Origin of the sequence: Pseudomonas bharatica (assembly GCF_048586865.1) — a bacterium.
Lineage (GTDB): Bacteria > Pseudomonadota > Gammaproteobacteria > Pseudomonadales > Pseudomonadaceae > Aquipseudomonas > Aquipseudomonas bharatica.
Genome location: NZ_JBMAWR010000006.1, coordinates 37022 through 63019 on the forward strand (window position 1 = coordinate 37022; position 25998 = coordinate 63019).

Genomic DNA, 25998 nt, shown 5'->3' on the forward strand with positions numbered 1-25998 from the left:
TCCCTTACTGGTGCTGGTGCGATTGCGACTTCTTGCCGTCCTTGCTGTCATCAGGAAGGTACAGCGGGCCTTTCTGGCCGCAGGCGGAGACAAGGCAGGCAACCGCGACGAGCGCCGCGAGGGAGGAAATCAGGCGCTTCATGGCGAAATCCTTTGATTTAAGCAGTATTGCGCCGGAGTATACCGAGCGTCCGGCGCCTTGCCTATGTAGCCGGCCAGCCGTCGGGCGGCACGTGCCGGGCCTGGCGTTTGTCTTTGCATTCGCGGCGCGGCGCTCGTATCTTGCCCGGCTTGCGTGTTGAGCAGACATTTTTCGAGGTTCCTGCAATGAGTTTGAGCGAAGCGCGTTTTCACGATCTGGTAGACGCGACCCAACAGGCACTGGAAGACCTGTTCGATGAGAGCGACCTGGACCTGGACATGGAAAATTCGGCCGGTGTGCTGACCGTCAAGTTCGACAACGGCGCCCAACTGATCTTCAGCCGCCAGGAGCCGCTGCGCCAGCTATGGCTGGCCGACCGCTCGGGTGGCTTCCACTTCGACTACGACGAAGAAAGCGGCAAGTGGGTCTGCGAGAAGACCGAGGAGCTGCTGGGCGAGATGCTGGAGCGCATCGTCTGGGAGCGTGCCGGCGAAAAACTCGATTTCGAAGAGATCTGAGGTGAGCAGCGAAATCCGGCCACCCAAGCCGCTGTACAGCAATGTGAGCCCGGCGGTGAAGTCGCCCTGCATCAGCACCTGCCGCCTGGATGAGGCGCGGGTGTGCATCGGCTGTTTCCGCCATGTGGAGCATATTCGCGAGTGGCGTTCGGCGGATGACCAGCGGCGGCGGGAGATTTGTGCCGAGGCGAGTGCGCGGCGGCTGGCTGCGACTGGCTCCTGAGGTTTACAGCGGCCCTGTGGGAGCGGGTTCACCCGCGATTGCTGCAGTGAGTCCACCACCGCAATCGCGGGTGAACCCGCTCCCACAGGGTCCGCGTCGTGCTTTCGAGGTCTTGAGAAATTGCTGGGCTGTGTTAGTGTCAGCCTCACACCGGCCATTTGCCGAACATTTGAAAACCCCGCCCTTGGGCGGGGTTTTGCTTTATGCGATCTGCCAAAAGGAGCCTGAACGGATCATGAGCACCAAACCTTCCCTTACCCTCACCCGCCTGGACGTGCAGCGTCTGGAGCGCCTGATCGACAGCCTCGACGAGAACGCGCCGGGCGTCCTGGCCCTGCAGGGCGAGCTGGATCGCGCTGCTCAGGTGGTGGGCCACGATGAGGTGCCGGCAGGTGTGGTGACCATGAATTCCCGCGTGCATTGCCGCGAGGAAGCCAGCGGCAAGGACTATCACCTGACCCTGGTCTACCCGCAGGACGCCGGCAAGGAAGGCAACGTGTCGATCCTCGCGCCAATCGGCTGCGCGCTGCTCGGCCTGTCGGTGGGCGAGCAGATCGACTGGCCGGCGCCCGGCGGCAAGACCCTCAAGCTCAAGCTGCTGGAAGTCGAATACCAGCCGGAAGCGGCGGGCGACTTCGATCTCTGATCAGACCGCCGCCAGGGCCTGGTTGAGCAGGCGCTCCAGTTCCTGCTTGTAGCGCAGGTACAGGATGCTCGAACCCTGGCCGTCGGCAAGCAGGTCGGACAGATCCAGGTCGGTGATGTAGCAGCGATAGCGCTGCGCATCGCGGCGCTGCTCGATGATCTCGCGGGCGACCACGGCGTATAGCTGGTCGCCGTGATCCAGCTCGGAAAACTCCTTCTGGTTGCAGTACAGGGTGACGTGCATGGCGTCGTCCGCTGCGGCCTGGATGATTGCCTGTACTTCGTAGTAGGGCAGGTCGAAGGCCAGTTCCGGTGCCTGCCATGGCTCGACCTGCCGCGCTCGGCCGCTGCCCGAGGGCAATATCCGGTAATACAGGGTGTCCAGTGGATGGGCCTGCTGCTCGTCCATCGGCAGCCGCGCATTGCGGCGGAACACCACCGATTGCAGGAAGCGCTGCAACGGCAGGAGCAGGCTGCTTTCATCATGGAAGGGCAGGCGCTGTTGCCACAGGGCGTTGTATTCGTCCAGCACGTAGACGTCCGCCCAGGTGTCCTGCACTCGGTAGAACACCTGCACGCACTGCGGCTGGCCCAGCGGCAGGACCAGCGCCAGGTCGTGCTCCTCCAGCACATTGCCGTCCAGTGCCAACGGGCTGTAGCCGTGGCGTTCTTCGCCGAGGTACGCCAGCAGCGCGGCCTGGCTGTCCACCGAGACCAGGTTCACCCCGCCGGCGAACAGTTCCAGCACGTGGGTATGCTGCTGTACCTGGATCAGGTAGCGGTGGTCCAGGCGCTGGTCGAACAGGGCCTGGGCGGTGACGAACACTTCCTCGACCCGCTGGGCGATGGCCAGGGCGCGGTTGTGGCAGAAACTGCGCACCCGCAGCCTTGGCCGGTGCGGGGCTTCCACGGGGCTGTGGTCGAGGCTGTTGAGGTAGTCGCGCAGGCAGCGCAACAGCGCATGCTCGCCGTCGTAGCGCAGCACCTGGACCTCGTTCCAGCTGTTGAGGGTCACCTGGTCCAGGGTGAGGACCAGGTTTTCCCTGACCCCGGCGTAGCTCAGCGAATCGGTGCGCTCGGTGGTCATCAGGATGTTCAGGTCGCGGTGATGGCGCAGCGGGTCGACGCCTACGTTGACCAGCAGCAGTACCTCGTCGGCCACGCTCGGGCGCAGCAAGCGCGCGTCGCTGACCGTGCTCAATGGCAGCATCACGCTCTGTTGCAGGCTGCCGATCAGGTTGAACAGCTCGTACTCGCTCAGGTCGCTGCTGCCCGGATGCAGGGCCAGGCGCGTGGCGCTGTCGATCACGCCGTTGCGATGGGCCCAGGCCAGCAGGTCGAGAAGGTCGCGGCTGCGCTTGATCGGCATGAACTGCTCCCATTCGTGCACGGCCAGGTTGCCGTTGTACAGGCCCCAATGAGTCTGGCCCGGCTCCTTGCGGTCCGGCGAGTTGACCAGCGTCAGGGTGTCTTCGGCCAGGTCCGGCGCCACGCCCGGGTTGACGAACTCGACCTTGCCGGCGCGACGCTCGAAGGCGGCATACAGGCGCCGGCCGAGGATGTTCAGGTCACGCTGGTCGATGCGCGCGGTAGCGCCGAGATTGCGGGCGAACTGGTCGAGGAAGCGATAGCTGTGGTTCAGCTCGGCGACCAGCACCCGGCGTTCGGCCGCCACCTGGCGCACTTTCCATTGGCTGCGGCTGTCGAGCAGGGCCAACTGGCGTTCGTCCCAGCCCCACTCGTGCGTCAGGCGCTGCAGCAGCTCGCTCTGCCAGTTGGGTTTCTGCCGGGCCATCTGGCTGATCTTGCGGTTGACCTTCAGGTACAGGCTGCGTCGTACCAGCTCCAGGCGCTGGGTTTCGTTGCGCCGTTGCAGGTACTGCTCGATGCGGCGGTAGACCATCATGTACGGGTCCAGCTCGTCGATATCGAGAATGTTGGCGAACACGGCCTGCTTGAAGTGCAGGCTCAGGCAGCGCACGTCGGGGTGTTCGCTGGCGTAGACCTCGGTCAGCAATAGCTTGAGCACCGATTTGTAGGGGGACTCGATCCCCTTGTACAACTGCCACAGCCCGGCGCCGACGAACTCACCGGGCGGGATTTGCGCCAGGTTGCCGAGGTCCAGCACCTCCTCGCTGCGCACGAAGCGCTTGGACAGCAAGGTCTCGGTGTACTGCGCGTAATTGCTTTCCTCATAGACCGGCACCAGCCACCACAGCGGTGTGCGCCCGGCGAGCCAGATCGCGGTGCGGTAGAACTCGTCGAGCAGCAGGTAATGCTGGGTGGTGCCGCAGTTGTCGGAACTCAGGCGGCTGTCGCGCTCGCCGCGCACGAACTGGCCTGGCTCGATCAGGAACAGGTGCGCCTCGGCACCCTGGCTGGCGGCCCAGGCTTCCAGCAGCTGGCATTTCCGGCGCAGCTCGGCCAGGGCCGCCTCGTCTGCATCGGCCGCGTGGCAGACCCAGATATCCATGTCGCTTTGTTCCGCCTGGGCCAGGGTGCCCAGGCTGCCCATCAGGAACAGGCCGTGGATCGGCTGTTGCCGTTCACCACGCCTGGCCTTGTAGGAAAACGATCGGGTCAGGCGCTGGGCCTCGGCCAGCACCTGCGGGCCCGGCTCGTAGGCGGAGACACCGGCCGGGGTGTTGCCGGACACATAGCCCGGCAACAGCGGATGATTGACGTGAAAGAACAGCGGCAACAGGGTCAGCACCTGTTGCTGGCGGCTGGACAGCCCTTCCATGGCCCGGGTCAGGCGACCCTGGTTGAGGTCCATGAAGCGCTTGCGCAACTGGCCGAGGACCTTGCGGTCGATACCCTGGTCGAGATCAGGGCGGATTTCGTGAGGAAGATTCATCGCAAGCTCAAACCAGCCGTCGTGGAGGCAGGGGCGAGTTTAGCCGCTGTCGGAGTACAGCGATAAGCGCTATTTGATTTTTGACGTCAGTTTTCCAGCGCCGTTTGTCGGCGCCGCCGAATCTGTCGTGGCAAGCCCGTTGCAAAGGCGACGGGCTTGGCCGTTGGCGGGCTGTATCAGGCGGGCTCGGCGACGTTCAGGATGGTCAGCAGTTGCTGGGTGGCTTCCGCAGCATCATGGCCAAGCTGCGTCAGGTAGCCGCCGTCGGGCTGGTCGATCAGCTTCTTTTCATAAAGGCGTTTTGCCGCGGCAATGGTTTGCGGGGCGGCAGTGGCATGGACCTTGAGTCCTTCCTGAGTGCTGTCCAGGTTGAACAGCGCGAGAATTTCCAGTTCGGCAACCAGCTCGGGGGTGAACGACATAGATACTCCGACTTCAAGAAAAGGAGGGCGGCACCTCTGCGGATGCCTGGTCTTGCAGTGTAGTCGCCTTGCCTGGGTTTGCCTTATTCCTTCTCGGGCGGCAGCTCCGGCAGGGCGCGCAACGCGGTTTCGTACCACTCGGCGTTGAACGGGCGGTCTTCGCCGAGCATGGCATCGATCTCTATCGCCAGCACGTGGGCCATCAGGTTGAGGATGTCATCGCGCTCATAGCCCACCAGGGTCAGCTTGTTGAACACGGCCTGGGCGGCCGGCGGCTCGCCGCTTTCAAGCTGGTTTTCAATGGCCTGGATCAGGGTCGATTCGGCGAAGGCTTCATCGTCGTCGTGGTCGATCTCGTGGTCGCTCATGGTGTGCTCCTTGGGACAAGGGAGCCAGTGTGCCACGGCCTTGCCGGCAATGCCGGGGTATCTGCCGCCCGCATGATGCTGGTCAGTCGCCTGGCGTTGCGGCTATAACAGCGCGGCCAACCCCTTACGGCCTGGAGGCTGTTCCTCATGCTCAAGCTTCATGGATTTGCGGTCAGCAACTACTACAACATGGTCAAACTGGCGCTGCTGGAAAAAGGCCTGCCCTTCGAAGAAGTGCTGTTCTTCGGCGGCCAGGTTCCGGATTCGCTGAAGATCAGCCCGCGCGGCAAGGTCCCGGTGCTTGAGACCGAACAGGGTTTCCTCAGCGAGACCGACATCATCCTCGACTACATCGAGCAGACCCAAGGCGGCAAGCCGCTGCTGCCGGCCGAGCCTTTCGCCCGGGCCAAGGTCTGGGAGCTGGTCAAGGAAATCGAGCTGTACATCGAGTTGACCGCCCGCGTGTTCTACCCGCAGTCCTTCTTTGGCGCCGAAGTACCGGAACCGCTCAAGGCCAAGGCCTGGCCGGAGCTGCTGGCTGGGCTGGCAACCCTCAAGCGCAATGGGGTGTTCGCGCCTTATGTGGCAGGTGAACGCTTCACCGTGGCGGACCTGTATTTCTTCTTCAGCGTCGATCTGGCCCGGGCGGTGGGCAGGAAGGTATATGGCGTGGATGTACTGGAAGACTTCCCGCAGGCGGTAGCGCTGCTGGAACTGATCGGGCAGAACCCGCACGTGGCGGCGATCAATGAAGCGAAGGCGGCGATGTTCCCGACCTTCCTGGAGAAGGTGGTGAAGGCGCGTAGTCAGCAATAACGCAGTGGATGGCTTGACGCAAACCAATGTGGGAGCGGGTTCACCCGCGATTACAGTAGTGAATCCAGCACTGTAATCGCGGGTGAACCCGCTCCCACATTGGTTCGCGCCAGCCTTCAGGGCTTAGCGGCTGGCCAGCAGGGCCTTGCCGCGTGCTACCGCAGCGCGAACCTGCGCCGGAGCGGTCCCACCAATGTGGTTGCGCGCATTGACCGAACCTTCCAGGGTCAGCACGGCGAACACGTCCTGATCGATCTGGTCGCTGAACTGGCGCAGTTCTTCCAGGCTCATCTCGGCCAGGTCCTTGCCGGTGTCCACGCCATATTTCACTGCGTGGCCGACGATCTCGTGGCAGTCACGGAACGGCAGGCCGCGGCGCACCAGGTAGTCGGCCAGGTCGGTTGCTGTGGAGAAGCCGCGCAGGGCCGCTTCGCGCATCACCGCATGACGCGGTTTGATCGCCGGGATCATGTCGGCGAATGCCCGCAACGAGTCGCGCAGGGTGTCGGCGGCGTCGAACAGCGGTTCCTTGTCTTCCTGGTTGTCCTTGTTATAGGCCAGTGGCTGGCCCTTCATCAGGGTCAGCAGGCCGGTCAGGGCACCGAACACCCGGCCGGTCTTGCCGCGTACCAGCTCCGGCACGTCCGGGTTCTTCTTCTGCGGCATGATCGAGCTGCCGGTGCAGAACCGGTCAGGCAGGTCGATGAACTGGAACTGCGCGCTGGTCCACAGCACCAGCTCTTCGGAGAAGCGCGACAGGTGCATCATCGCCACGCTGGCCGCCGCGCAGAACTCGATGGCGAAATCGCGATCGGAGACGCCGTCCAGCGAGTTGCCGGCCACGGCTTCGAAGCCCAGCAACTGGCAGGTCAGCTCGCGGTCGATGGGGTAGGTGGTGCCGGCCAGGGCGGCGCTGCCCAGGGGCATGCGGTTGGTACGCTTGCGGCAATCCACCAGGCGCTCGTAGTCGCGGCTGAGCATTTCGAACCAGGCCAGCAGGTGGTGGCCGAAGGTGACCGGCTGGGCAGTCTGCAGGTGGGTGAAGCCGGGCATGACGGTTTCCGCCTCGCGCTCGGCCTGTTCCAGCAGGCCCTGCTGCAGGCGGGTGATCTCGCCGAGGATCAGGTCGATCTCGTCACGCAGCCACAGGCGGATGTCGGTGGCCACCTGGTCGTTGCGGCTGCGGCCGGTGTGCAGTTTCTTGCCGGTGATGCCGATGCGGTCGGTCAGGCGTGCCTCGATGTTCATGTGCACGTCTTCCAGGTCGACGCGCCAGTCGAAGTTGCCGGCCTCGATCTCGGACTGGATGGTCTTCAGGCCGTCGATGATGCTGTCGCGCTCGGCGTCGGTGAGCACGCCGACCTTCGCCAGCATGGTGGCGTGGGCGATCGAACCCATGATGTCGTGGCGGTACAGGCGCTGGTCGAAGGTGACGGAGGCGGTGAAGCGGGCGACGAAGGCGTCGACGGGTTCACTGAAGCGGCCGCCCCAGGACTGGTTGGTCTTGTCAGTGCTCATGGATTCGCTCGTTGAAGGCGTGAACGGGAAAAAGTGTGCGGATGATAACAGGGTTGCCGGCCGCCACGGGGCTCGGCGGTCGGTACAAGTGCGGGTTTATGTCGCGCTGGCAGGGGATATTCAACGATTGAACGGCAGTGTTGCGGCAACCGTCTACAGTTGGACAGAGGATCGGCATTGTTTGCTGTCGACCAGTGAATCTTTAGCCATCGTGCGAGTCAGAGCGTGGGTCGCCGTGACGGCCTGTCACCGTGATTGTCCACGTATGCCTTGTGCGAGACTCACGCAGGAATCCAGCGCAATATGAATGTCCTGATCGTTGATGACGAACCCCAAGCCCGCGAACGCCTGAGCCGTCTGCTCGGCGAACTGGAGGGCTATACCGTGCTGGAGCCCAGCGCCACCAATGGCGAAGAGGCTTTGGCGCTGATCGATAGCCACAAGCCCGACGTGGTCCTGCTCGACATCCGCATGCCCGGCATGGACGGCCTGCAGGTCGCCGCCCGCCTGTGCGAGCGCGAAGCCCCGCCGGCACTGGTGTTCTGCACCGCCGAAGATGAGTTCACCCTCGAGGCGTTCAAGGACAGCACCCTCGGCTACGTCTTGAAGCCGGTGCAGAGCGATGCCCTGCGCGATGCCCTGCGCAAGGCCGAGCGCCCCAACCGCACGCAGCTTGCGGCCCTGACCCGCCCGGCCGGAGACAGCGGCAGCGCTCCGCGCAGCCACATCAGCGCGCGGACCCGCAAGGGCATCGAGCTGATTCCCCTGGACCAGGTGATCTACTTCATCGCCGACCACAAGTACGTCACCTTGCGCCATGAACACGGCGAGGTCCTTCTGGATGAGCCGCTGAAGGCGCTGGAGGACGAATTCGGCGAGCGCTTCGTGCGCATCCACCGCAATGCCCTGGTCGCGCGCGACCGCATCGAACGCCTGCAACGCACGCCCCTCGGGCATTTCCAGCTGTTTCTCAAGGGTTTGAATGGCGATGCGCTGATCGTCAGCCGCCGGCATGTGGCCGGCGTCCGCAAAATGATGCAGCAGCTTTAGGGCGGGGATGGAGCGATCGCGGCCACGGACGGTCACTTCTTTGCTGACATGGATCTGCAAGGGACTTTGATCTAGCTGTTATCATCCGGCGAATCTATCTCGTACGGATCGTTCCATGTCCACTCGCGAAATCCGCATTGCCACCCGCAAAAGCGCCCTTGCCCTGTGGCAGGCCGAATATGTCAAAGCCCGTCTGGAACAGGCGCATCCCGGCCTGGTCGTGACCCTGGTGCCGATGGTCAGTCGCGGCGACAAGCTGCTCGACTCGCCGTTGTCGAAGATCGGCGGCAAGGGCCTGTTCGTCAAGGAGCTGGAAACCGCGCTGCTCGAACAGCAGGCGGATATCGCCGTGCACTCGATGAAGGACGTGCCGATGGACTTCCCCGAGGGCCTCGGCCTGTTCTGCATCTGCGAACGTGAAGACCCACGCGACGCCTTTGTTTCCAATAGCTTCTCCAGCCTCGATGCGTTGCCGGCCGGCAGCATCGTCGGCACTTCCAGCCTGCGCCGCCAGGCCCAGTTGCTGGCTCGCCGCCCTGACCTGCAGATCCGTTTCCTGCGCGGCAACGTCAACACCCGCCTGGCCAAGCTGGACGCCGGTGAATACGACGCCATCATTCTTGCGGCTGCCGGGCTGATCCGCCTTGGTTTCGAAGACCGCATCACCGACACCATCAGCGTCGATGACAGCCTGCCTGCAGGCGGCCAGGGTGCGGTCGGTATCGAATGCCGCAGCGCCGACAGCGAAATCCATGCGCTGCTGGCGCCACTCCATCACGCCGACACTGCCGACCGCGTCAATGCCGAGCGGGCACTCAACAAACATCTCAACGGCGGCTGCCAGGTGCCGATCGCCTGCTACGCCGTGCTCGAAGGTGACCAACTGTGGCTGCGCGGCCTGGTGGGCGAGCCGGCTGGCGGTGCGCTGCTGAACGCGCAAGGCCGCGCCCCCCGTGGCGATGCCGAAAACCTTGGCGTACAGGTCGCCGAAGCGCTGCTGGCCCAGGGCGCTGGTGACATTCTCAAGGCCGTCTATGGCGAGGCCGGTCACCCGTGACCGCCTGGCGGCTGCTGCTGACCCGGCCGGGCGAAGATTGCGCGGCCCTGGCCGCCACCCTGGATGCCGCCGGTGTGTACGGCAGTTGCATGCCTTTGCTCGACATCCAGCCGCTGGCGGTTTCGGAGAAGCAGCGGGCGCTGGTGCGCAACCTTGATCGCTACCGTGCGGTTATCGTGGTGAGCAAGCCGGCAGCCCGCCTGGGGCTGGCGCTGTGTGCCGAACACTGGTCCTCGTTGCCGCCGCTGGCCTGGTTCACCGTCGGTGCGGCGACTGCCGCAGTGCTTGAGGAGCAGGGGCTGGAGGTGCATTACCCGCAAGGCGCCGACGACAGCGAAGCGCTGCTGCGCCTGCCTCGCCTGCAGGCGGCCCTGGCCTGCGCATCGCCGCGGGTGCTGATCATGCGTGGAGAGGACGGCCGCGAACTGCTGGCCAGCCAGTTGACTGCGCAGGGCGCGCATGTCGACTATCTGCCGCTGTACCGTCGCGGGCTCCCCGACTACCCTGCCAATGCCCTGGTGCAGCGGATCGCAGCGGAACGCCTGAACGGGGTGGTGGTCAGCAGTGGACAGGGCTTCGAACACCTGTGCGCGCTTGCTGCGCAGGATTGGCCGCGTCTGGCGCGGCTGCCCTTGTTCGTGCCGAGCCCGCGGGTCGCGCAGATCGCCCGCCAGGCCGGTGCGCAGAATGTGGTGGATTGCCGTGGCGCCGGTGCCGCGGCTTTGCTGGCGGCGCTGCAGGAAACCCCTGCACCCGCTTCCTGAGGCGCTAAGCTGAGGCGACGCGCCTGAAAACAAAGGATGGATACGTGAGCGAAACAGCCTTGCCCAACGAAGAACAGCAAACGACGTCCGAGGCTTCGACGAATCCTGCGCCTGCGTCTTCCGGGCGTTCCGGAAACGGTCTGGCGATCCTCGCCCTGCTGCTCGGCGCCGCAGGTGTGGCAGCCGGTGGCTGGGGGCTGTGGCAGGTGCGGCACCTGCAGCAGGTGAACCAGGACCAGGTCGAGCAGGTTCGTCAGCTCAACCAGCAAAGCGAGGCCTTGCAAGCCCGCGAGCAGCAGCTATCGGCGCAGCTCGACAGCCTGCCGCCGGCCAGCGAGCTGGAGGACCGCCGCCGCCTGGTCGCGCAACTGCAGGGCGACCAGCAACGCCTGAGCCAGCGCCTGGAAACGGTACTGGGCGCCAGCCGCAAGGACTGGCGCCTGGCCGAGGCCGAACACTTGCTGCGGCTGGCCAGCCTGCGCCTGTCAGCCTTGCAGGACATCGCCAGCGCCCGGGCGCTGGTGGAAGGTGCCGACCAGATCCTGCGCGAGCAGAGCGACCCGGCTTCCTTCGCGGCCCGCGAGCAATTGGCCCGCAGTCTTGCCGCCTTGAACAGCGTGCAGCAACCGGACCGCACCGGGCTGTTCCTCAAGCTTGCCGCGCTGCGTGAACAGGTCGTGCAGCTCAATGCGCTGGCGCCGGAATTCAAGAACGATGGCGAACCCCTGTTCGGCCTGGGGGCCGGCGCCGACAGTGACAGTCGGTGGGCGCAGTGGTGGGCGCAGATCTCGCGTTATTTCCGTATCGATTTCAACGCCGATGACAACATTCGTCCGTTGCTCGCCGGACAGGCCCTTGCCCAGGTGCGCCTGGCCCTGAGCCTGGCCCTGGAACAGGCGCAGTGGGCAGCTTTGAACGGCGAGGCCAAGGTCTACGGCCAGGCCTTGGATGAGGCGCGCAGCGTGTTGCTGGGCAGCTTCAACAAGGACAACGAACAGAGCCGCCTGATGCTGGACCAGCTCAACGCGCTGGTGAAGGAACCGGTGACCGTGGTCACGCCGGACCTGGCTGAAAGCCTGGCCGCCGTCCAGGCCTATCTCGAGCGCCGGCATCTGCCCGCCGAGGAAGCGATCCTGCGCCAGCCGGGTGAGAAAGCCGGGGAGGCGACGCCATGAAACGCGCCTACATCCTGGTGATCGTGGCGATTGTCGTCGCGACCCTGCTGGGTATCGCCGTAGCCAGGCACACAGGCTACGTGCTGATCGCCTATGACGGTTTCCGCTATGAATCGAGCCTGTGGGCGACCCTGGCGCTGCTGGCAGCCGTGGTTCTGGTCCTGTGGTTGCTCAAGCTGCTTATCGGTCTGGTGCTGACCTCTACCGGTGTGGTCAACCCATGGTCGCGGCGCAACCGCAGCCGGCGTACCCGGCTCGCCATCGAGCAGGGCCAGCTGGACCTGGCCGAGGGGCGCTGGGCCAGCGCCCAGCGGCATCTGCATCGTGCTGCCGAGGCCGAGCGCCAACCGCTGCTGTACTACCTCGGCGCGGCCCGTGCGGCCAACGAGCTGGGGCGCACCGAAGACAGCGACAGCCTGCTGGAACGGGCGCTGGAGCGTCAGCCACAGGCGGAACTGGCGATCGCCCTGACTCATGCGCAGTTGCAGGTCGATCGCGGCGACACCGATGCCGCTCTTGAAACCCTGCAGGCCATGCACGAGCGTCACCCGCACAATGTGCAGGTCCTGAGGCAGTTGCAGCGTCTGTATCAGCAGCGTGGCGACTGGTCGGCACTGATCCGCCTGATGCCGGAACTGCGCAAGGACAAGGTGCTTTCGGCCAAGGAACTGGCGGAACTGGAGCGCCGGGCCTGGGGGCAGAACCTTTCCCTGGCGGCCCAGCGCGAGGACGACGGCCAGGCCGCGCGACAGTCGCTGGAGCGCGCCTGGCAGCAACTGACCAACGCCCAGCGGCAAGAGCCGCAGTTGGTCCTGGCCTATGCCGAGCAGCTTCGTCAACTTGGCGCGGAAAACGAGGCGGAGGAAATCCTTCGCGTTGCCCTCAAGCGCGATTATGAGACTCATCTGGCGCGCCTGTACGGGCTGGTGCGCGGCAGCGACCCCGCGAAGCAATTGCAGACCGCCGAAGGCTGGCTCAAGGCCCATCCGCAGGATCCCGGCCTGCTGCTGACCCTTGGGCGGCTTAGCCTGCAGAATCGCTTGTGGGGCAAGGCGCGGGATTATCTCGAAGACAGCCTGCGCCTGCAGCGCAACCCGGAAGCCTGCGCCGAACTGGCTCGCCTGCTCGCCGGCCTGGGTGACAACGAGCGCAGCAACCAGCTGTTCCAGGAAGGACTTGGTCTGCTCGACGAACGCCTGCTTGCCCTGCCACTGCCTGACCCGGTGCGGGCTTGACAGCGATCACGGGCTGATCGCCAGGGTCAGCCCGTGAAAAGGCTCTAGTAGAGGCTTCTTAGCAGGTTTGTGGATTTTTCCTACTGATTTAGGCGAATTTTCCATTAAAAATCAGAGACTTGTCCCTTTAGTCGCTTCTTGAAACAACGAGGCGCTTTCCTCTACCGTTGCCAAATGTCTTTTCTGCCCTGGTCCTGTCATGCCTCTGGCTTGTCTGCGCTCCTTCTTCTTCCCGGCATTCCTGGCGTCCCTTCTGGTTCTGTGTGGCTCGTTCTACCTTGAGCTCGGCCTGGGGCTGGCGGCATGTCCGCTGTGCCTGGGGCAACGTTTCCTGCTGGCGACATTCTCGCTGACCTGCCTGGTGGCGATGCTGCGCGCGCCCGGGCGTGTCGCAGCACGCATCTGGCTATGGGCCTGCCTGGCGCAATCCCTGGCCGGCAGTGCCCTGGCGGCACGGCATGTATGGCTGCAAGGGCTGTTTCCATCACCCGAGATTCCATGCGAGCAGAGCCTGGCCTACCTTCTCGAACAGGGAACAGCCAGCCAATGGCTGCATGCCCTGGTGCTGGGGTCGGCCGAATGCGTGCCGATCACCTGGAGTTTCTTCAGCCTGAGCGTGCCGGAATGGAGCCTGCTGGCGTTCGTTGGCCTGGCGGTGGCCGTGCTGATTCGCTTGCTGCCGCAACGCCGGCTGAACCTGGCCGATTCCGCGGGGTCATGAAAGGGTTGGTCGCCATTTCAAAAGGCCGGCGGCGATGGGTCGCAGGATCAAACACTTGTATGAAACTAGTCGACTGCGTACCTTGAAGCCAAGGGCGTGCGGGAATAATCTCCCTGCACGCATACCGAAAACACTGCTGCTCAATGCCGTTCTGCCGTTGTTCCTTTTTCATCGCGACTTGCGATATCGGGGCGCAGGGGGCACGACCCTTAAGGGATGAGACCGCCATGTTAGATAGTTGTCAGAATGCTCAGGAACGCTGGGGTGGGGTTCACAAGCTCATTGACCGCTGGCTGCAGGAGCGAAAGGAGCTGGTCACTGCGTTCCGCGAATTGCGCGATGCCAAACCGGCATTTGCCGACAAGTCACTCAATGGCCGGTTCTGCGAGATCCTCGTGGATTATGTCTCGGCCTGGCACTTTGAAATCTGGGAACAGTTGATCAGCGAAGCCAAGGCTTTCGGTGACGATAGCGGCGTGCTCAAGGCGCAGGGGATCGATGAGTTCATCCGTCTCAGCACTGAACAGGCGCTGCAGTTCAATGATCATTGCAGCAAAGGCGAATGTACCGATCCCGAGCATTTCGCCGAAGAGTTGAAGAAACTGGGCAGCAAGTTGCGTGAGCGCTTCGAACTTGAAGATGGCCTCATCGACGCGTTGCACACGGCGCACAAGGAAAACGCAGCAGCGCTTGCCTGACGCCGGGCCCTGTAACGTTGCCGACGCTCAGTCGGCAACGTCGAGCAATTCGATCTCGAATACCAGTGGCGTGTAGGGGGCGATCAGGTCGCCTGCACCATCGGCGCCATAAGCCTGCCCGGACGGGATCACCAGGCGGTATTTCGAGCCCGCCGCCATCTCCGGCAGCGCCGCCTGCCAACCCGCGATCACGCTGTCCAGGTTGAACCACTGGGGCTGGTCGTTCTGGTCGAAGACCGTGCCGTCCGGCAATCTCCCTACATAACGCACCTTGACCTTGCCGCCCGCTTTCGGCTTGGCGCCCGTGCCTTGCTGCAACAGGCTCATCAGTACGCCATCGCTCAATTCACGCACGCCGGCACGGCCGCGTTCGTTGGCGATAAAGCGTCGCTCCGCAGCCAGTGCCTGTTCGACATGGGACTGTGCGGCCGCATCGTTGGCCTGTTGGTCATGTTGGGCGAGGATGGCATCGATACGTGCCTGGGGCAGGGCAAGTGGCTTGTTCTGGTAAGCCTGCTGCAACCCTTCGATCAGGGCCTGGAGCTGCAGCCCGGGGACTTCCGCACGCAAGCGTTCGCCAAGGCTGGCGCCGAGGCTGTAGGCCAGATCATGATCCGATGCAGCGGCGGATTGTTCCGCATGGGCCGGGGGCAGCAGGAAGAATAACGACAGCAGCAAATAGCGCGGCACGGGCTGGCTCCGAAGATGAAAAAAGAAGAGTTGCAGCGGGTTTGATTATGCCTGTTCGCCGGGGCAAGTTAGTTAATTGTCTGCATTCTGTAACGCAGCAACTACACTTGCCCCCAGCGGCAGCTTCGACAACTTTGCCCAGGCATGCAACGCGGCGACTTCTTTACTGTCAACATGCCCTAGCGGCGATAGCAGCACAGGTCTAGTATGAGCCGCAATTTCGTCAGCCAGGAGGAAAGCCATGTCGGCCAACAAGAAGCCAGTCAACACGCCGTTGCACCTGCTGCAACAACTCTCGGGCAGCCTGCTCGAGCATTTGGAAGATGCCTGCTCGCAAGCGCTGGCCGATGCGGAAAAACTGCTCGCCAAGTTGGAAAAACAACGTGGCAAGGCTCAGGAGAAATTGCACAAGTCGCGCCTGAAACTTCAGGACGTTGCCGCCTCGGGTAAAGCCAAGGCGCAGGACAAGGCAAAAACCGCGGTTGGCGAACTGGAAGCACTGCTCGATTCTTTGAAAGATCGCCAGACCCAGACCCGTACTTATATTGTGCAACTGAAAAAAGATGCCCAGGAAAGCCTGAAAATTGCCCAGGGCGTCGGCAAGGTTCGTGAAGCTGCGGCCAAGGCCCTGTCCTCTCGCGTTCCGGCTAAACCTGCTGCTGCCAAGGCCGCCGCGAAACCGGCCGCCAAGCCTGCTGCCGCCAAGGCGCCGGCCAAACCTGCCGCCAAGGCTGCTGCTGCCAAGGCTCCGGCCAAGCCAGCCGCGAAGGCTGCTGCTACCAAGGCTCCAGCCAAGCCAGCCGCGAAACCAGCTGCTGCCAAGCCTGCTGCCGCCAAGCCTGCAGCAAAAACCGCCGCCGCCAAAGCCCCAGCCAAGCCAGCCGCGAAACCAGTAGCTGCCAAGCCTGCTGGCAAAGCCGCTACCGCCAAACCCGCCGCGAAAACCGCTGCAGCCAAGGCACCCGCCAAGCCAGCCGCGAAGCCTGCTGCTACCAAGTCAGCAGCGGCCAAGCCGGCCAGCACTGCTGCTAAAGCTCCAGCCAAAGCTGCTGCCAAGCCTGCCGCTGCGAAACCCGCTGCCAAGCCAGTTGCTGCCAAACCGGCGGCCAAGCCTGCTGCTGCGAAACCAGCCGCCAAGCCTGCCGCTGCCAAGCCGGTTGCTGCAAAACCAGCCGCCAAGCCCGCCGCCAAGCCTGCTGCGACCAAGGCACCTGCCAAACCTGCAGCAGCCAAGCCAGCGGCAAAACCTGCCGCCGCCAAACCCGCTGCGGCCAAGCCCGCTACTCCGGCTGCCACTCCGGCACCAACGCCTGCTGCTTCGCCAGCGCCGGCGGCAACGCCTGCTGCTGCCACCCCAAGCACTCAGACGCCGTCTTCGGCTTCCTGAGTGGTTCCCGTCGCGACGCGCAGCACACGCAGCGCGTCGTGATCGCGGGAGGCTGCCGGCGCCAGCCGGGCCAGCCAGCTTTCCGACGGGGCTTCGGCTCCGTTCGGCCAGCCACTGCACATGTCTTGCAGGCGTTGCAGTTGCAGGCGTTCCGCATCCAGTTCAAGTGCCTTCAATCGTTCACGCAGGGCCGCCAGTTGCGCATCCTTCAGCGCGTCGGCGCGCCATTGCTGGCGCAGTGCGCGTAACGGTCGGACCACATCGGTTTGCCAAGGCCTGGCCAGTTGCCGAAGCCCTTCAACACGCTCGTCGCTGAGCGCCACACAGCGCTGTTCCAGCCAGGCGCCGCAGAGCAGCAGGCAGACATCGGCGCCCAATGCCTGCAATTCCAGGCAGGCTGTTTCCACGCCAGGACGGGCATAAAGCCCGACGGCGAAATCCAACAGGTCGGTGTGCATATTCCTGCTCGCGCCAGTTGCCAGCGAAGCTGGTAGACTCCGCCGCCATTATGATCAGACTTTCGAACCTCACTTTACAGCGTGGTCCGCAACGCCTGCTAGAAGGCGCCGAGTTGACCCTGCACGCCGGCCAGAAAGCCGGCCTGATCGGTGCCAATGGCGCCGGCAAATCCAGCCTGTTCGCCTTGCTTCGCGGCGAACTGACCCCGGACTCGGGTGACTGCCAGCTGCCCGGCGACTGGCGCATCGCCCATATGCGCCAGGAGGTCGACACCCTCGATCGCCTGGCCGTGGACTATGTGCTTGACGGCGATATTCGCCTGCGCAAGGTGCAGGACGAGCTGGCCGCTGCCGAAGCCGCGCACGATAACGCCGCGCTGGCGCGCCTGCATGTCGAACTCGACAGCGCCGACGGCTATACCGCCGACGCCCGCGCGCGCAAGTTGCTGGCCGGCCTGGGCTTCAGCAACGAACAGATGGATCGTCGTGTCGGTGACTTCTCCGGTGGCTGGCGGATGCGCCTGAACCTGGCCCAGGCACTGATGTGCCCCTCCGACCTGCTGCTGCTCGACGAACCGACCAACCACCTGGATCTCGATGCGATCCTCTGGCTGGAAGACTGGCTCAAGGGGTACCCCGGCACGCTGTTGCTGATTTCCCACGACCGGGACTTCCTCGATGCCGTGGTCGATCACGTCGCCCATGTCGAACAGTGCAAGCTGACGCTCTATCGCGGCGGCTACACGGCGTTCGAGCGAGCCCGGGCCGAGCGCCTGGCGCAGCAGCAACAGGCCTACGAGAAGCAGCAGGCCCAGCGCGCGCACATGGAAAAGTACATCGCCCGCTTCAAGGCCCAGGCCACCAAGGCCCGCCAGGCGCAGAGCCGGATCAAGGCGCTGGAACGCATGGAGGAGCTGACCGCCGCCCATGTCGATTCGCCGTTCGACTTCGTTTTCCGTGAATCGCAGAAGATCTCCAGCCCGTTGCTCGACCTGTCCGAAGCCCGCCTGGGTTACGGCGAGAAGACCGTGCTGGAAAAGGTCAAGCTGCAACTGGTGCCTGGTGCCCGGATCGGCCTGCTTGGCCCCAACGGCGCGGGTAAATCGACCCTGATCAAGAACCTCTCCGGCGAGCTGCAGCCGCTGGCCGGGCGCCTGGTTCGCGGCGAGAATACTGCGGTTGGCTACTTCGCCCAGCACCAGCTCGACTCGCTGGACAGCAAGGCCAGCCCGCTCCTGCATCTGCAACGCCTGGCGCCCAGCGAGCGCGAGCAGACCCTGCGCGATTTCCTCGGCGGCTTCGACTTCCGTGGCGATCGCTGCGACGAACCGGTGGTCAATTTCTCCGGTGGCGAAAAGGCCCGCCTGGCCCTGGCGTTGATCGCCTGGGAGCGGCCGAACCTGTTGCTGCTCGACGAACCGACCAACCACCTGGACCTGGAAATGCGCCTGGCGCTGACCATGGCCCTGCAGGAGTTCAGCGGCGCCGTGGTGGTGGTTTCCCACGATCGTCATCTGCTCAAGAGCACCACCGACGAGTTCCTCCTGGTCGCCGATGGCAAGGTCAGCGAGTTCGAGGGCGACCTCGACGACTACGCCCGCTGGCTGGTCGATTATCGTCAGCGCAACGCACCGGTCAGCAACACTCCGGTCAACCCGGACAAGACCGACAAGAAGGCCCAGCGCCAGGCCGCTGCAGCCCTGCGCCAGCAACTGGCACCGCACAAGCGTCAGGCCGACAAGCTGGAAGCCGAGTTGAGCAAGCTGCACGCAGACCTCGCGAAGGTCGAGGCGAGCCTCGGTGACAGTGGCGTCTACGAGGCGGCGCGCAAGGATGAGCTGCGCGACCTGCTGGCACGTCAGGCGCAACTGAAAACCCGCGAAGCGGAACTGGAAGAAGCCTGGATGGAAGCGCTGGAAGTGCTGGAGACCATGCAGGCGGAGCTGGAGGCATTGTCCTGATGGAGTCGTTGCGGCAGATGATCCCGGTGGAATGGCTCGGGCCGTTCTGGATGGGCCTGCAGATACTGCTGATCCTGGTGGTGGCCTTCGTTCTGCAACGCCTGGTGGCGCGCAGCCTCAAGACCCTGGGCGAACGCTACCCGCTGCCGCCGCAACTGATGATGCCGCTGCGTGGCGGCCTGCGCTGGCTGATCATGGGCAGCGCGGTGCTGTTCGTGCTGGAGCGCCTGGGTGTGTCCGCTACCGTGTTGTGGACCGCCCTGTCGGGGTTCGTCGCGGTGGCAGCGGTGGCCTTCTTCGCGATCTGGAGCGTGCTTTCCAATCTGCTCTGCGCGGTGCTGATTTTCACCGTCGGACCGTTCCGCATCGGTGACGTGGTGGAACTGGTCGATACCACCGACAAGCCCGGCATCAAGGGCCGGGTCACGGCGATCAACCTGCTGTTCACCACCCTGGTGGAAATGCCGGAAACCGGCGGCGCGCTGGTGCAGGTGCCGAACAGCCAGTTCTTCCAGAAATCCGTGCGCCGCTGGCGTGGTAGCGATGGGCTGCCGCTGGTGGGCGAAGACAAGTCCCTCGGCAAATGATGGTTCCCTGAAAACTTTTGTGGTGATTTTCCTTCAGGCGGATTAGCGTTGAGCCCTTGAACCGACTTATTGGCCGAGGTGTGAGATGTCGCTGGAAACGTGGTTGGCCTTTTTCGCCGCCTGCTGGGTAATCAGCCTGTCGCCGGGTGCCGGGGCCATCGCCTCGATGTCCTGTGGCCTGCAATACGGATTCTGGCGCGGGTACTGGAATGCCCTGGGCCTGCAACTGGGCCTGATCCTGCAGATCGCGATCATCGCTGCCGGGGTAGGCGCGGTGCTGGCGGCTTCGGCGACGGCCTTCCAGGTGATCAAGTGGTTCGGGGTGGCCTACCTGGTCTATCTCGCGGTCAAGCAATGGCGGGCGCTGCCGGCCGACCTGTCCGATGAATCCGCAGTGCGCCCGATCGGCAGGCCGCTGAGCCTTGTATTCCGCGGGTTCCTGGTCAATGTCAGCAACCCGAAGGCGCTGGTGTTCATGCTGGCGGTGCTGCCGCAGTTCATCAATCCGCATGAAGCGCTGCTGCCGCAGTACGTGATGATCACGGTGACCATGATCAGCGTGGATCTGCTGGTGATGGCGGGTTATACGGGGCTGGCGTCGAAAGTGCTGCGCCTGCTGCGCACGCCGAAACAGCAGCGGCGGATGAACCGCACCTTTGCCGGGTTGTTCCTGGGGGCGGCGACCTTGCTGGCCACGATTCGCCGGGCGCCGGTCTGAGAACGACGCTTACCCTGTGGGAGCGGGTTCACCCGCGATGCGGTGGTGAATTCACTGACGCAATCGCGGGTGAACCCGCTCCCACAGAGGCCACATTTCAGCGCAGGATCTTCGCCGGCTCATCAGGCGGCAGGTTGTTGCGCGGATAAGGGCGACCTTCCGCCCCCGGCACCTGCCCACCCAACTGCTCCGCCATCTGCCGGGCTACGTCCACGCCCAGTTCCTTCGACACTTCCCGCACCACTCTTGGCCGGTTCAGGCTGACCTTGATATCCCGCGAGCCCACCAGCTTGGTGTCCTGCCCTTCGCCCATGGCAGTGAATGCCGAGGTGATTTCGTAGGTGCGTGTATTGATCAGGCTGAAGTCCGCCACCAGCGTCAGGCCCAGCACCGCCGAATAGCTGCTGGTGTGGTCGAGGGCATTGATGTCGCGCTGGAAGTCGATGTCCGAGAGCGTACCGAACAGCACGTAGTCGGCGCCCTTGAAATCACCGGCCTTGATGCGCTTGATGATGTCGTAGACATCGGTCTTGCTGCCGGTGATGTACGGCTTGCCCTGGACCAGCTGGAACATCCCTGACTTGAGGATCTCGCCCTTGATGTCGCCGCTGAACTTGCGCAGTTCGGTCTGCTCGATGTAGCTGTCGCTGCTCTCGAACTCGGCGTAGCTCGACGCGCTGCTGGCGTGGTACGGGCTGGCCGATGAATTGCTCTGCGCGGCGACGATGTGGATGTACTGCTCCACCCGTTCCTGGTACGCCAGGTCGGTCACCGCCACCCTGGGGGCCGCTTGCACGCCGAAGGCGCAAGCCAGGCCGAGGATTCCCATCCATGCACGCATTGCTTAGCGCTCCGTTGTCTTGCGGATTTCTTTTTCGTCCATCCATTCGGCCAGGCCGCTTTCGACATCGACCAGTTGCAGGCTGAACTTGTAGAACACGTCCTTGTAATCGCTGCTGCGCTTGACGATCGAGCTGATCGAACCTTCCAGGCGGTACTTGGCGGCGATCATGTTGCCGGTCTTGGCGACGGTGCTTTTCTTGTACAGGCCGCTCTGGTTCTGCAGCTTGAGCTGGTCGACCTGGCTGTCCATCTGGTTGTTGTCGCTGGCGAAGCGGGCGGTGCCGGACTTCATCAGCTGGGTCTTGATCGACGTAGTGATCTCGCGGGTATCGATGTACTCGCTGGTCTTGTTCTTCACGTCGTAGACCTGCACCACGGGGCGGCCGTGCAGCACGCCGGACTGGGCCAGCGAGCGGGTCATGCTCTCGGCGATCATCTGCAGGTCGGTGGAGCCGAACTCGTTGGTCACCAGTTCGACGGCCTTGCTGTCGCCGTAGCTGATGTTCTTGCCGCCCAGTACCGGGGACGGGCTGGAGCAGCCGCTGGCCAGGGCGACGACGGCGGCGAGCAGAGAAATCTGGATGAACTTCATGGAAAACTCCTGGAAAGAATTACTGCGACTGGACTTCAAGACGGAAATCGGTGGCCTGTGGCACCGGTGCGATGGCGGGCAGCACGGTGGACTGCGAGCCATAAAGGGTCACGGTCTTCCAGCTCTCCTCATCGGCTACCGGGAAGCCGTCGTTGCCCAGCCAGGCGAAGCGATAGAAGAGTGTCCTGTTGCTGCCACTGGTGTTGTTCAGCGCTACCTTGACGGTAAGGAAGCCGTTCTCGCGCGCGACCCGCATCGGGCCGGTCTCGATGTTCTTCAGCTTGCCCATTACCGCGACCTTGCTGGCAGCGCTGCCGGGTGCGGGTGGCGGCGGGGTGGCGCAGCCGGCCAGGAGGGCGGCGGCGAGGGTGAGGGACAGTTTGAAGCGCATGACGAATCCTTCGTTTACTTGAGGCTGGCGACGGCGGCGGCCGGCGCGGGAGGAGTGAGGACGTGGGCCGCCCGGCCGGCGGTATAGACCTGGTTGCCGACCACGCGCAGGGCGACGACCTGGTACGGATGCTCGACCTTGACCACCACCTTGCTGCCACCCAGGCCCGACGGCAGGCTCAACTGGTGCTCGCCCTGGCGCAGACGCACGCGGGTGACCAGGGTGTCGTTGGGCAGGGTGCGCCAGGTGCGGGTGTCGGCGCCCTCGGTGATGGTCGAGGCGATGCCCATGACCAGTCCGGCCATCGGGTTGGTCTCGTTGATCTGCTTCTGCGCCACGCCACGGGTTACCGCGCGTACGGTGGTGCGCAGGATGATGCCGGGCATGTCGTCGCGCAGGGCACGACGGGACATGGCCGAGGTGCTGTTGAGCGCAGTGAGGTTCAGCGCCTTGTCGTCCAGGTTGATCTGGCTGATGCGTGCGGTAGACGCGTCTTCGCGCATGATCGGGAACGACAGCGGGGTGATCACCAGGTTGCCGCTGATCATCAAGGGCAGGGGAATGCGGATCGAGTCGCGTGCCGGGGCAAGGCCGCTCTGGACGACTATCAGTACGTCGCTGTCCTGGTCCTTGCCCGGGGTCTTGTCGAGGTCGAGCAGCGCCTGTTCCAGCAGCGGGGTGTTGGGCAGCAGTTCAGCGGCCTTGCGATAGCCCGGCGCAGCCAGGCCCCGTTCGCCAAGTGCCTCGTAGACATAGCCGGACAGGAAGTGGCTGAAGGCGCTCTGATAGCTGTTCTTGAGGCTGATGACTTCAGGTGCGTCCAGGGCCGCCACCGGATAGCCCTGAAGGTCCTTGTACTCGGTCTTGAGCCCTTCCTTTTCGGCCTCTTCCTCGCGCTTGAGGTATTCCTTGTCGCGAAGTTCGGCGATCACTGCCTCGCGTTCGTGGGTTTTCTTGATCGCCGTGCGGGCACCATCGAAATCGTTCTGTGCCAGCAGGTTGAGGGCCATCTGCGTGGTCAGCATGACCTTTTCGTAGTCGTAGCCTTCGTAGCGGCGGACCTTGTCGTTGATCAGGTAGCTACCGAACTGGCTCAGGTACTTGTCGGTATCGAGCCTGACCGATTCTTCCCATTTGAATACCATGCCGTCGGCTTCGCGCCAGGCGTTCTGGCTGCCTGCCAGGTCGCCCTTGGAGCGCAGCAGTTCGCCCTTCTCGAACCAATAGAGCAGGTCCTTGTCGTCGCCCGTGTTGTTTTTCTCCAGCACGGCGAGAGCGGCATCGACATTGCCGGTGCTCAGATGCTGGTTGGTTTCCTTGAGTTCGTTGTCGTAGCTGCGGAACATCGCGCAGCCAGTCAGCTGGGTAGCCACGAAGAGGGTGGCGAGCGTGAGTACGCGGGATTTCATTACTTCTTCCCTGAGTGTTGGCGGATTTTCCGGCTGCTTAGGTCCGGAAATTCTTATAAGGCTTATTGAAATTTCGAATGGGTATAGTTGGTGGCGCGAGGCATTAAGCACCTTTTCCCCTGGGGCAGGAGGAGCCGTTTGTTACCACCGGTAAGTGCCACTACGAGTGCCATTATCCCTGAGCCAGCCGACGAGCGGTAATTTTCCAAGGAAGAAAGTGGCAACTGATGAAATTGTTGCGAATTTTTACGATTCGCCTTGAGCCTGCCAGGGCGGCGGTGAACAATATTCGCCTCATCGCTGACGTCCGAGATTGGCTCATGATTTCCCGCTCCCGCTTGATCGCCTGGCTGCTCTGGCCAGTGCTGGCCCTGGGCAGTGCCGTGGCACTCGCCGAACCTGTCGAGGGGGCGGCGAAAGCCCTGCATTTGCTGGATTACATCGGTGCCGACTATCCGCCGACGGTCAAGGCCGGCGCGGTGCTCGACGAGTCCGAGTACCGCGAGCAACTGGAGTTCGTCGGCACGCTGCAAGGGCTGCTGGCCGACCTGCCGGATCGCCCGCAACGCAAGGCGCTGGAGGACGGGGTAGCTGCCCTGCGCCAGGCGATCAGCGAACGTCAGGACGGCCCGGCAGTAGCCCGTCAGGCCCGACAGTTGGGCGCCGACCTGGCTTTGACCTACGAGGTCGCCCTGGCTCCCTTGATCACGCCCGATCCGACCCGCGGTGCGCCGCTGTATGCCCAGCATTGCTCCGTCTGCCATGGCGACACCGGCGCCGGTGACGGCCCGGCAGGTGTCGGCCTGGAGCCTGCCCCGGCGAACCTGCGTGATCCCGGCCGTCTGGACCACCTGAGCCTCTACGCTATCTACAGCACCCTCGGGCTGGGCATCGAAGGCACCGACATGCCGTCCTTTGCCGACCAGCTCGATGAGCGCCAGCGCTGGGACCTGGCGACCTACATCGCCAGCTTTACCGCCGATCCGGCCAAGGCTGCCAGTGACAAGCCGTTCAGCCTCGGCGATCTGGCGCGCCAGACCCCGGCGGAAGTCCAGGCGGCCCAGGGTACCGACGCGGTAGCGGCGTTCCGCGCCCAGCGCGCCCAGCCGCCGCAGGTCAAGCGCGGCCCGGGGCAACTGCTCGACTACACCGCCAACACCCTCGACCAGAGCCTTGCGGCTTACCGCAGTGGTGACCATGAGCAGGCCTACGACCTTTCCGTCGCGGCCTACCTGGAAGGTTTCGAGCTGGTGGAAAGCTCGCTGGACAACGTCGATAGCAACCTGCGCAAGACCACCGAAAAGGCCTTGATGGCTTACCGCCAGTCGCTGCAGGACGGCCTGCCGCTGGATCAGGTGATGGCCAGGCTGGATGTCGCCAAGGCCAGTCTGAAGGAATGTGCCGGCCTGCTGGGGGGCGATGGCCTGAGCTGGTCGCTGAGCTTCGTTTCCGGTTTGCTGATCCTGCTGCGCGAGGGCCTGGAAGCGATCCTGGTGCTGGCGGCGATCCTGGCGTTCCTGCGCAACACCGGCCAGCAGGCGGCGGTGCGCAGCGTCAACATCGGCTGGGGCCTGGCCCTGGTTGCCGGTTTTGCCACCTGGGCGGTGGCAGCCTATGTGATCGATGTCGGCGGTGCCCAGCGCGAGTTGCTGGAAGGCAGTACGGCCTTGTTCGCCAGCGTCATGGTGCTTTGGCTCGGGGTGTGGATGCATGACCGGCGCCACGCTGCCGCCTGGCAGGACTACATCAAGAGCAGCCTGGTCGGCGGCGGCGGTCGCTTCGGCTTTGCCGTATTGGCGTTCTTCTCGGTGTATCGCGAGCTGTTCGAAGTGATCCTGTTCTACGAAACCCTGTGGTTGCAGGCGGGCCCCGGCGGGCATCAGGCGGTGCTGGCCGGTGGTGCGACGGCGCTGGTGCTGCTGGTCGGTCTGGCCTGGGTGATCCTGCGTGGTTCGGCCAGGTTGCCGCTGGCGTTGTTCTTCAGCATCAACGCGGCACTGCTTTGCGCGCTGTCGGTCGTGTTCGCCGGCCACGGGGTCAAGGCCTTGCAGGAAGCCGGGGTGTTCGGCACTCATCCAGTGGCGTTCTTCGACTTCGAATGGCTGGGGATTCACGCCGATCTCTATTCGCTGTCTGCCCAGTGCGTCGCGCTGCTTGCGGTCGTCGTCCTGTACGGGCGCAGTTGGCTGGCTTCGCGACGCGTAGCGGCGTCGTGATTTGAAGCGGGGCGGGCGAGCAGCCATACTGCCCGCCCGTTTCAAATTCTGGATAACTCCGTCATGCGTGTCTGGATCGACGCCGATGCCTGTCCGAAGCTGGCCAGGGACCAGGTCGTCAAGTTCGCGCTAAAGCGCCAGTTCGAGGTGGTGATGGTGGCCGGCGGGCCCCAGGCCAAGCCGCCGTTCGCCCTTGTCAGGCTGATCGTCGTGCCCAGCGGGCCGGATGCCGCCGATGACTATCTGGTGGAGCATGCCGTGCCGGGCGAACTGGTGATCTGCAGCGACGTGCCGCTGGCCGACCGGCTGGTGAAAAAAGGCGTGGCAGCGCTGGACCCGCGCGGCCGCGAGTTCGACGAGCGGAACATGGGCGAGCGGTTGGCGGTGCGCAACCTGTTCACCGACCTGCGCGAGCAGGGGCAGGTTGGCGGCGGGCAGGCGCCCTACGGGGAGAAGGAGAAGCAGGCGTTTGCCAATTCGCTGGACCGGATCCTGACCCGGCTGGCGAGGCAGTTTCCTGGATCATAGGGCCTCCGT

General features: G+C 64.0%; 28 protein-coding genes. 17 read left to right on the top strand and 11 right to left on the bottom strand.

Translation table 11 applies throughout. From position 1 onward, the window contains the following. Positions 1-4 precede the first annotated feature (4 nt). Entirely contained in the window at positions 5-142 is a 138-nt protein-coding gene (gene lptM, locus ACKLLE_RS09455; RefSeq protein WP_009395706.1) for an LPS translocon maturation chaperone LptM, read from the bottom strand. A gap of 185 nt (positions 143-327) precedes the next feature. Between lptM and cyaY the strand changes: the two genes are divergently transcribed. The 3 genes from cyaY to rnk all read left to right on the top strand — a co-directional run bounded on the left by cyaY (position 328) and on the right by rnk (position 1529). Then, positions 328-660: an iron donor protein CyaY gene (gene cyaY, locus ACKLLE_RS09460; RefSeq protein WP_009395705.1), complete on the top strand. Its 333-nt coding sequence runs from the start codon at positions 328-330 to the stop codon at positions 658-660. A gap of 1 nt (position 661) precedes the next feature. Further along, positions 662-883 carry a DUF1289 domain-containing protein gene (locus ACKLLE_RS09465; RefSeq protein ID WP_009395704.1) on the top strand — a complete coding sequence of 74 codons (222 nt, stop codon included), beginning with the start codon at positions 662-664 and terminating at the stop codon, positions 881-883. A gap of 235 nt (positions 884-1118) precedes the next feature. Further along, a complete protein-coding gene (gene rnk, locus ACKLLE_RS09470; RefSeq protein ID WP_009395703.1) occupies positions 1119-1529 on the top strand; it encodes a nucleoside diphosphate kinase regulator in 411 nt (136 codons plus the stop codon). On the opposite strand, the gene ACKLLE_RS09475 is transcribed toward rnk, so the two are convergent. The 3 genes from ACKLLE_RS09475 to ACKLLE_RS09485 form a co-directional block, all read right to left on the bottom strand. Continuing rightward, positions 1530-4385, bottom strand: coding sequence for a class I adenylate cyclase (locus tag ACKLLE_RS09475; RefSeq protein WP_420057745.1), 2856 nt, complete (start codon positions 4383-4385; stop codon positions 1530-1532). 176 nt (positions 4386-4561) lie between these two features. Further along, the gene (locus ACKLLE_RS09480; RefSeq protein ID WP_009395701.1) at positions 4562-4807 is read right to left on the bottom strand and encodes a TIGR02647 family protein; all 246 of its coding nucleotides are present in this window, start codon (positions 4805-4807) and stop codon (positions 4562-4564) included. Positions 4808-4890: 83 nt separating this feature from the next. Next, positions 4891-5175, bottom strand: coding sequence for a hypothetical protein (locus ACKLLE_RS09485; protein WP_009395700.1), 285 nt, complete (start codon positions 5173-5175; stop codon positions 4891-4893). A 147-nt stretch (positions 5176-5322) separates the two neighbouring features. Here ACKLLE_RS09485 and ACKLLE_RS09490 point away from each other — a divergent pair, with 147 nt between their 5' ends. Next, positions 5323-5991 (top strand): glutathione S-transferase family protein, encoded by a 669-nt coding sequence (locus tag ACKLLE_RS09490; protein WP_064301078.1) that lies wholly within the window; start codon positions 5323-5325, stop codon positions 5989-5991. 123 nt (positions 5992-6114) lie between these two features. On the opposite strand, the gene argH is transcribed toward ACKLLE_RS09490, so the two are convergent. Next, positions 6115-7509 (bottom strand): argininosuccinate lyase, encoded by a 1395-nt coding sequence (gene argH / locus ACKLLE_RS09495; RefSeq protein ID WP_009395695.1) that lies wholly within the window; start codon positions 7507-7509, stop codon positions 6115-6117. A 303-nt stretch (positions 7510-7812) separates the two neighbouring features. Here argH and ACKLLE_RS09500 point away from each other — a divergent pair, with 303 nt between their 5' ends. From ACKLLE_RS09500 to ACKLLE_RS09530, 7 genes are all read left to right on the top strand, one after another. After that, positions 7813-8559, top strand: coding sequence for a LytR/AlgR family response regulator transcription factor (locus tag ACKLLE_RS09500; RefSeq protein ID WP_420057746.1), 747 nt, complete (start codon positions 7813-7815; stop codon positions 8557-8559). Positions 8560-8674: 115 nt separating this feature from the next. Continuing rightward, complete coding sequence (gene hemC / locus ACKLLE_RS09505; protein ID WP_420057747.1) at positions 8675-9616, top strand: hydroxymethylbilane synthase; 942 nt, start codon at positions 8675-8677, stop codon at positions 9614-9616. Then, the gene (locus ACKLLE_RS09510) at positions 9613-10380 is read left to right on the top strand and encodes a uroporphyrinogen-III synthase (protein ID WP_064301081.1); all 768 of its coding nucleotides are present in this window, start codon (positions 9613-9615) and stop codon (positions 10378-10380) included. Before hemC ends, ACKLLE_RS09510 begins: the two co-directional genes overlap by 4 nt. Positions 10381-10424: 44 nt before the next feature. Beyond that, positions 10425-11555 (top strand): uroporphyrinogen-III C-methyltransferase, encoded by a 1131-nt coding sequence (locus ACKLLE_RS09515; protein WP_064301082.1) that lies wholly within the window; start codon positions 10425-10427, stop codon positions 11553-11555. Beyond that, a complete protein-coding gene (locus tag ACKLLE_RS09520; protein ID WP_420057750.1) occupies positions 11552-12790 on the top strand; it encodes a heme biosynthesis HemY N-terminal domain-containing protein in 1239 nt (412 codons plus the stop codon). Before ACKLLE_RS09515 ends, ACKLLE_RS09520 begins: the two co-directional genes overlap by 4 nt. A gap of 199 nt (positions 12791-12989) precedes the next feature. Continuing rightward, the gene (locus ACKLLE_RS09525; RefSeq protein ID WP_064301084.1) at positions 12990-13511 is read left to right on the top strand and encodes a disulfide bond formation protein B; all 522 of its coding nucleotides are present in this window, start codon (positions 12990-12992) and stop codon (positions 13509-13511) included. A 227-nt stretch (positions 13512-13738) separates the two neighbouring features. Next, the gene (locus tag ACKLLE_RS09530; protein WP_037058943.1) at positions 13739-14209 is read left to right on the top strand and encodes an Rsd/AlgQ family anti-sigma factor; all 471 of its coding nucleotides are present in this window, start codon (positions 13739-13741) and stop codon (positions 14207-14209) included. A gap of 27 nt (positions 14210-14236) precedes the next feature. On the opposite strand, the gene ACKLLE_RS09535 is transcribed toward ACKLLE_RS09530, so the two are convergent. Continuing rightward, positions 14237-14899 (bottom strand): FKBP-type peptidyl-prolyl cis-trans isomerase, encoded by a 663-nt coding sequence (locus ACKLLE_RS09535; protein ID WP_420057752.1) that lies wholly within the window; start codon positions 14897-14899, stop codon positions 14237-14239. Positions 14900-15140: 241 nt separating this feature from the next. Between ACKLLE_RS09535 and ACKLLE_RS09540 the strand changes: the two genes are divergently transcribed. Further along, positions 15141-16286: an AlgP family protein gene (locus ACKLLE_RS09540; protein WP_420057753.1), complete on the top strand. Its 1146-nt coding sequence runs from the start codon at positions 15141-15143 to the stop codon at positions 16284-16286. Here the strand turns inward: ACKLLE_RS09540 and ACKLLE_RS09545 are convergent. Further along, entirely contained in the window at positions 16262-16744 is a 483-nt protein-coding gene (locus ACKLLE_RS09545; protein ID WP_420057754.1) for a TIGR02444 family protein, read from the bottom strand. The genes ACKLLE_RS09540 and ACKLLE_RS09545 overlap by 25 nt on opposite strands. A gap of 50 nt (positions 16745-16794) precedes the next feature. On the opposite strand from ACKLLE_RS09545, the gene ACKLLE_RS09550 reads away from it, so the two are divergent. From ACKLLE_RS09550 to ACKLLE_RS09560, 3 genes are all read left to right on the top strand, one after another. After that, entirely contained in the window at positions 16795-18705 is a 1911-nt protein-coding gene (locus ACKLLE_RS09550; protein ID WP_420057756.1) for an ATP-binding cassette domain-containing protein, read from the top strand. Continuing rightward, positions 18705-19292, top strand: a complete 588-nt coding sequence (locus ACKLLE_RS09555) for a mechanosensitive ion channel family protein (protein ID WP_009395675.1) — start codon at positions 18705-18707, stop codon at positions 19290-19292. The genes ACKLLE_RS09550 and ACKLLE_RS09555 overlap by 1 nt, the downstream gene beginning before the upstream one ends. A gap of 85 nt (positions 19293-19377) precedes the next feature. Continuing rightward, positions 19378-20010, top strand: coding sequence for a LysE family transporter (locus tag ACKLLE_RS09560; protein ID WP_064301089.1), 633 nt, complete (start codon positions 19378-19380; stop codon positions 20008-20010). Between the two features lie 97 nt (positions 20011-20107). On the opposite strand, the gene ACKLLE_RS09565 is transcribed toward ACKLLE_RS09560, so the two are convergent. The 4 genes from ACKLLE_RS09565 to ACKLLE_RS09580 are packed head-to-tail and all read right to left on the bottom strand — an operon-like array spanning position 20108 to position 23245. Next, entirely contained in the window at positions 20108-20851 is a 744-nt protein-coding gene (locus ACKLLE_RS09565) for a hypothetical protein (protein WP_064301090.1), read from the bottom strand. 3 nt (positions 20852-20854) lie between these two features. Continuing rightward, positions 20855-21445, bottom strand: a complete 591-nt coding sequence (lpoB, locus tag ACKLLE_RS09570) for a penicillin-binding protein activator LpoB (protein WP_009395671.1) — start codon at positions 21443-21445, stop codon at positions 20855-20857. A 19-nt stretch (positions 21446-21464) separates the two neighbouring features. Continuing rightward, positions 21465-21836 carry a YcfL family putative periplasmic lipoprotein gene (locus ACKLLE_RS09575; protein WP_420057758.1) on the bottom strand — a complete coding sequence of 124 codons (372 nt, stop codon included), beginning with the start codon at positions 21834-21836 and terminating at the stop codon, positions 21465-21467. 14 nt (positions 21837-21850) lie between these two features. Next, positions 21851-23245, bottom strand: coding sequence for a COG3014 family protein (locus ACKLLE_RS09580; RefSeq protein ID WP_420057759.1), 1395 nt, complete (start codon positions 23243-23245; stop codon positions 21851-21853). 320 nt (positions 23246-23565) lie between these two features. Here ACKLLE_RS09580 and ACKLLE_RS09585 point away from each other — a divergent pair, with 320 nt between their 5' ends. Together ACKLLE_RS09585 and ACKLLE_RS09590 are read left to right on the top strand one after the other, a co-directional pair. Continuing rightward, positions 23566-25461, top strand: a complete 1896-nt coding sequence (locus ACKLLE_RS09585) for an FTR1 family protein (RefSeq protein ID WP_420057760.1) — start codon at positions 23566-23568, stop codon at positions 25459-25461. 63 nt (positions 25462-25524) lie between these two features. Next, complete coding sequence (locus ACKLLE_RS09590) at positions 25525-25989, top strand: YaiI/YqxD family protein (RefSeq protein WP_420057761.1); 465 nt, start codon at positions 25525-25527, stop codon at positions 25987-25989. Positions 25990-25998: the final 9 nt, after the last annotated feature.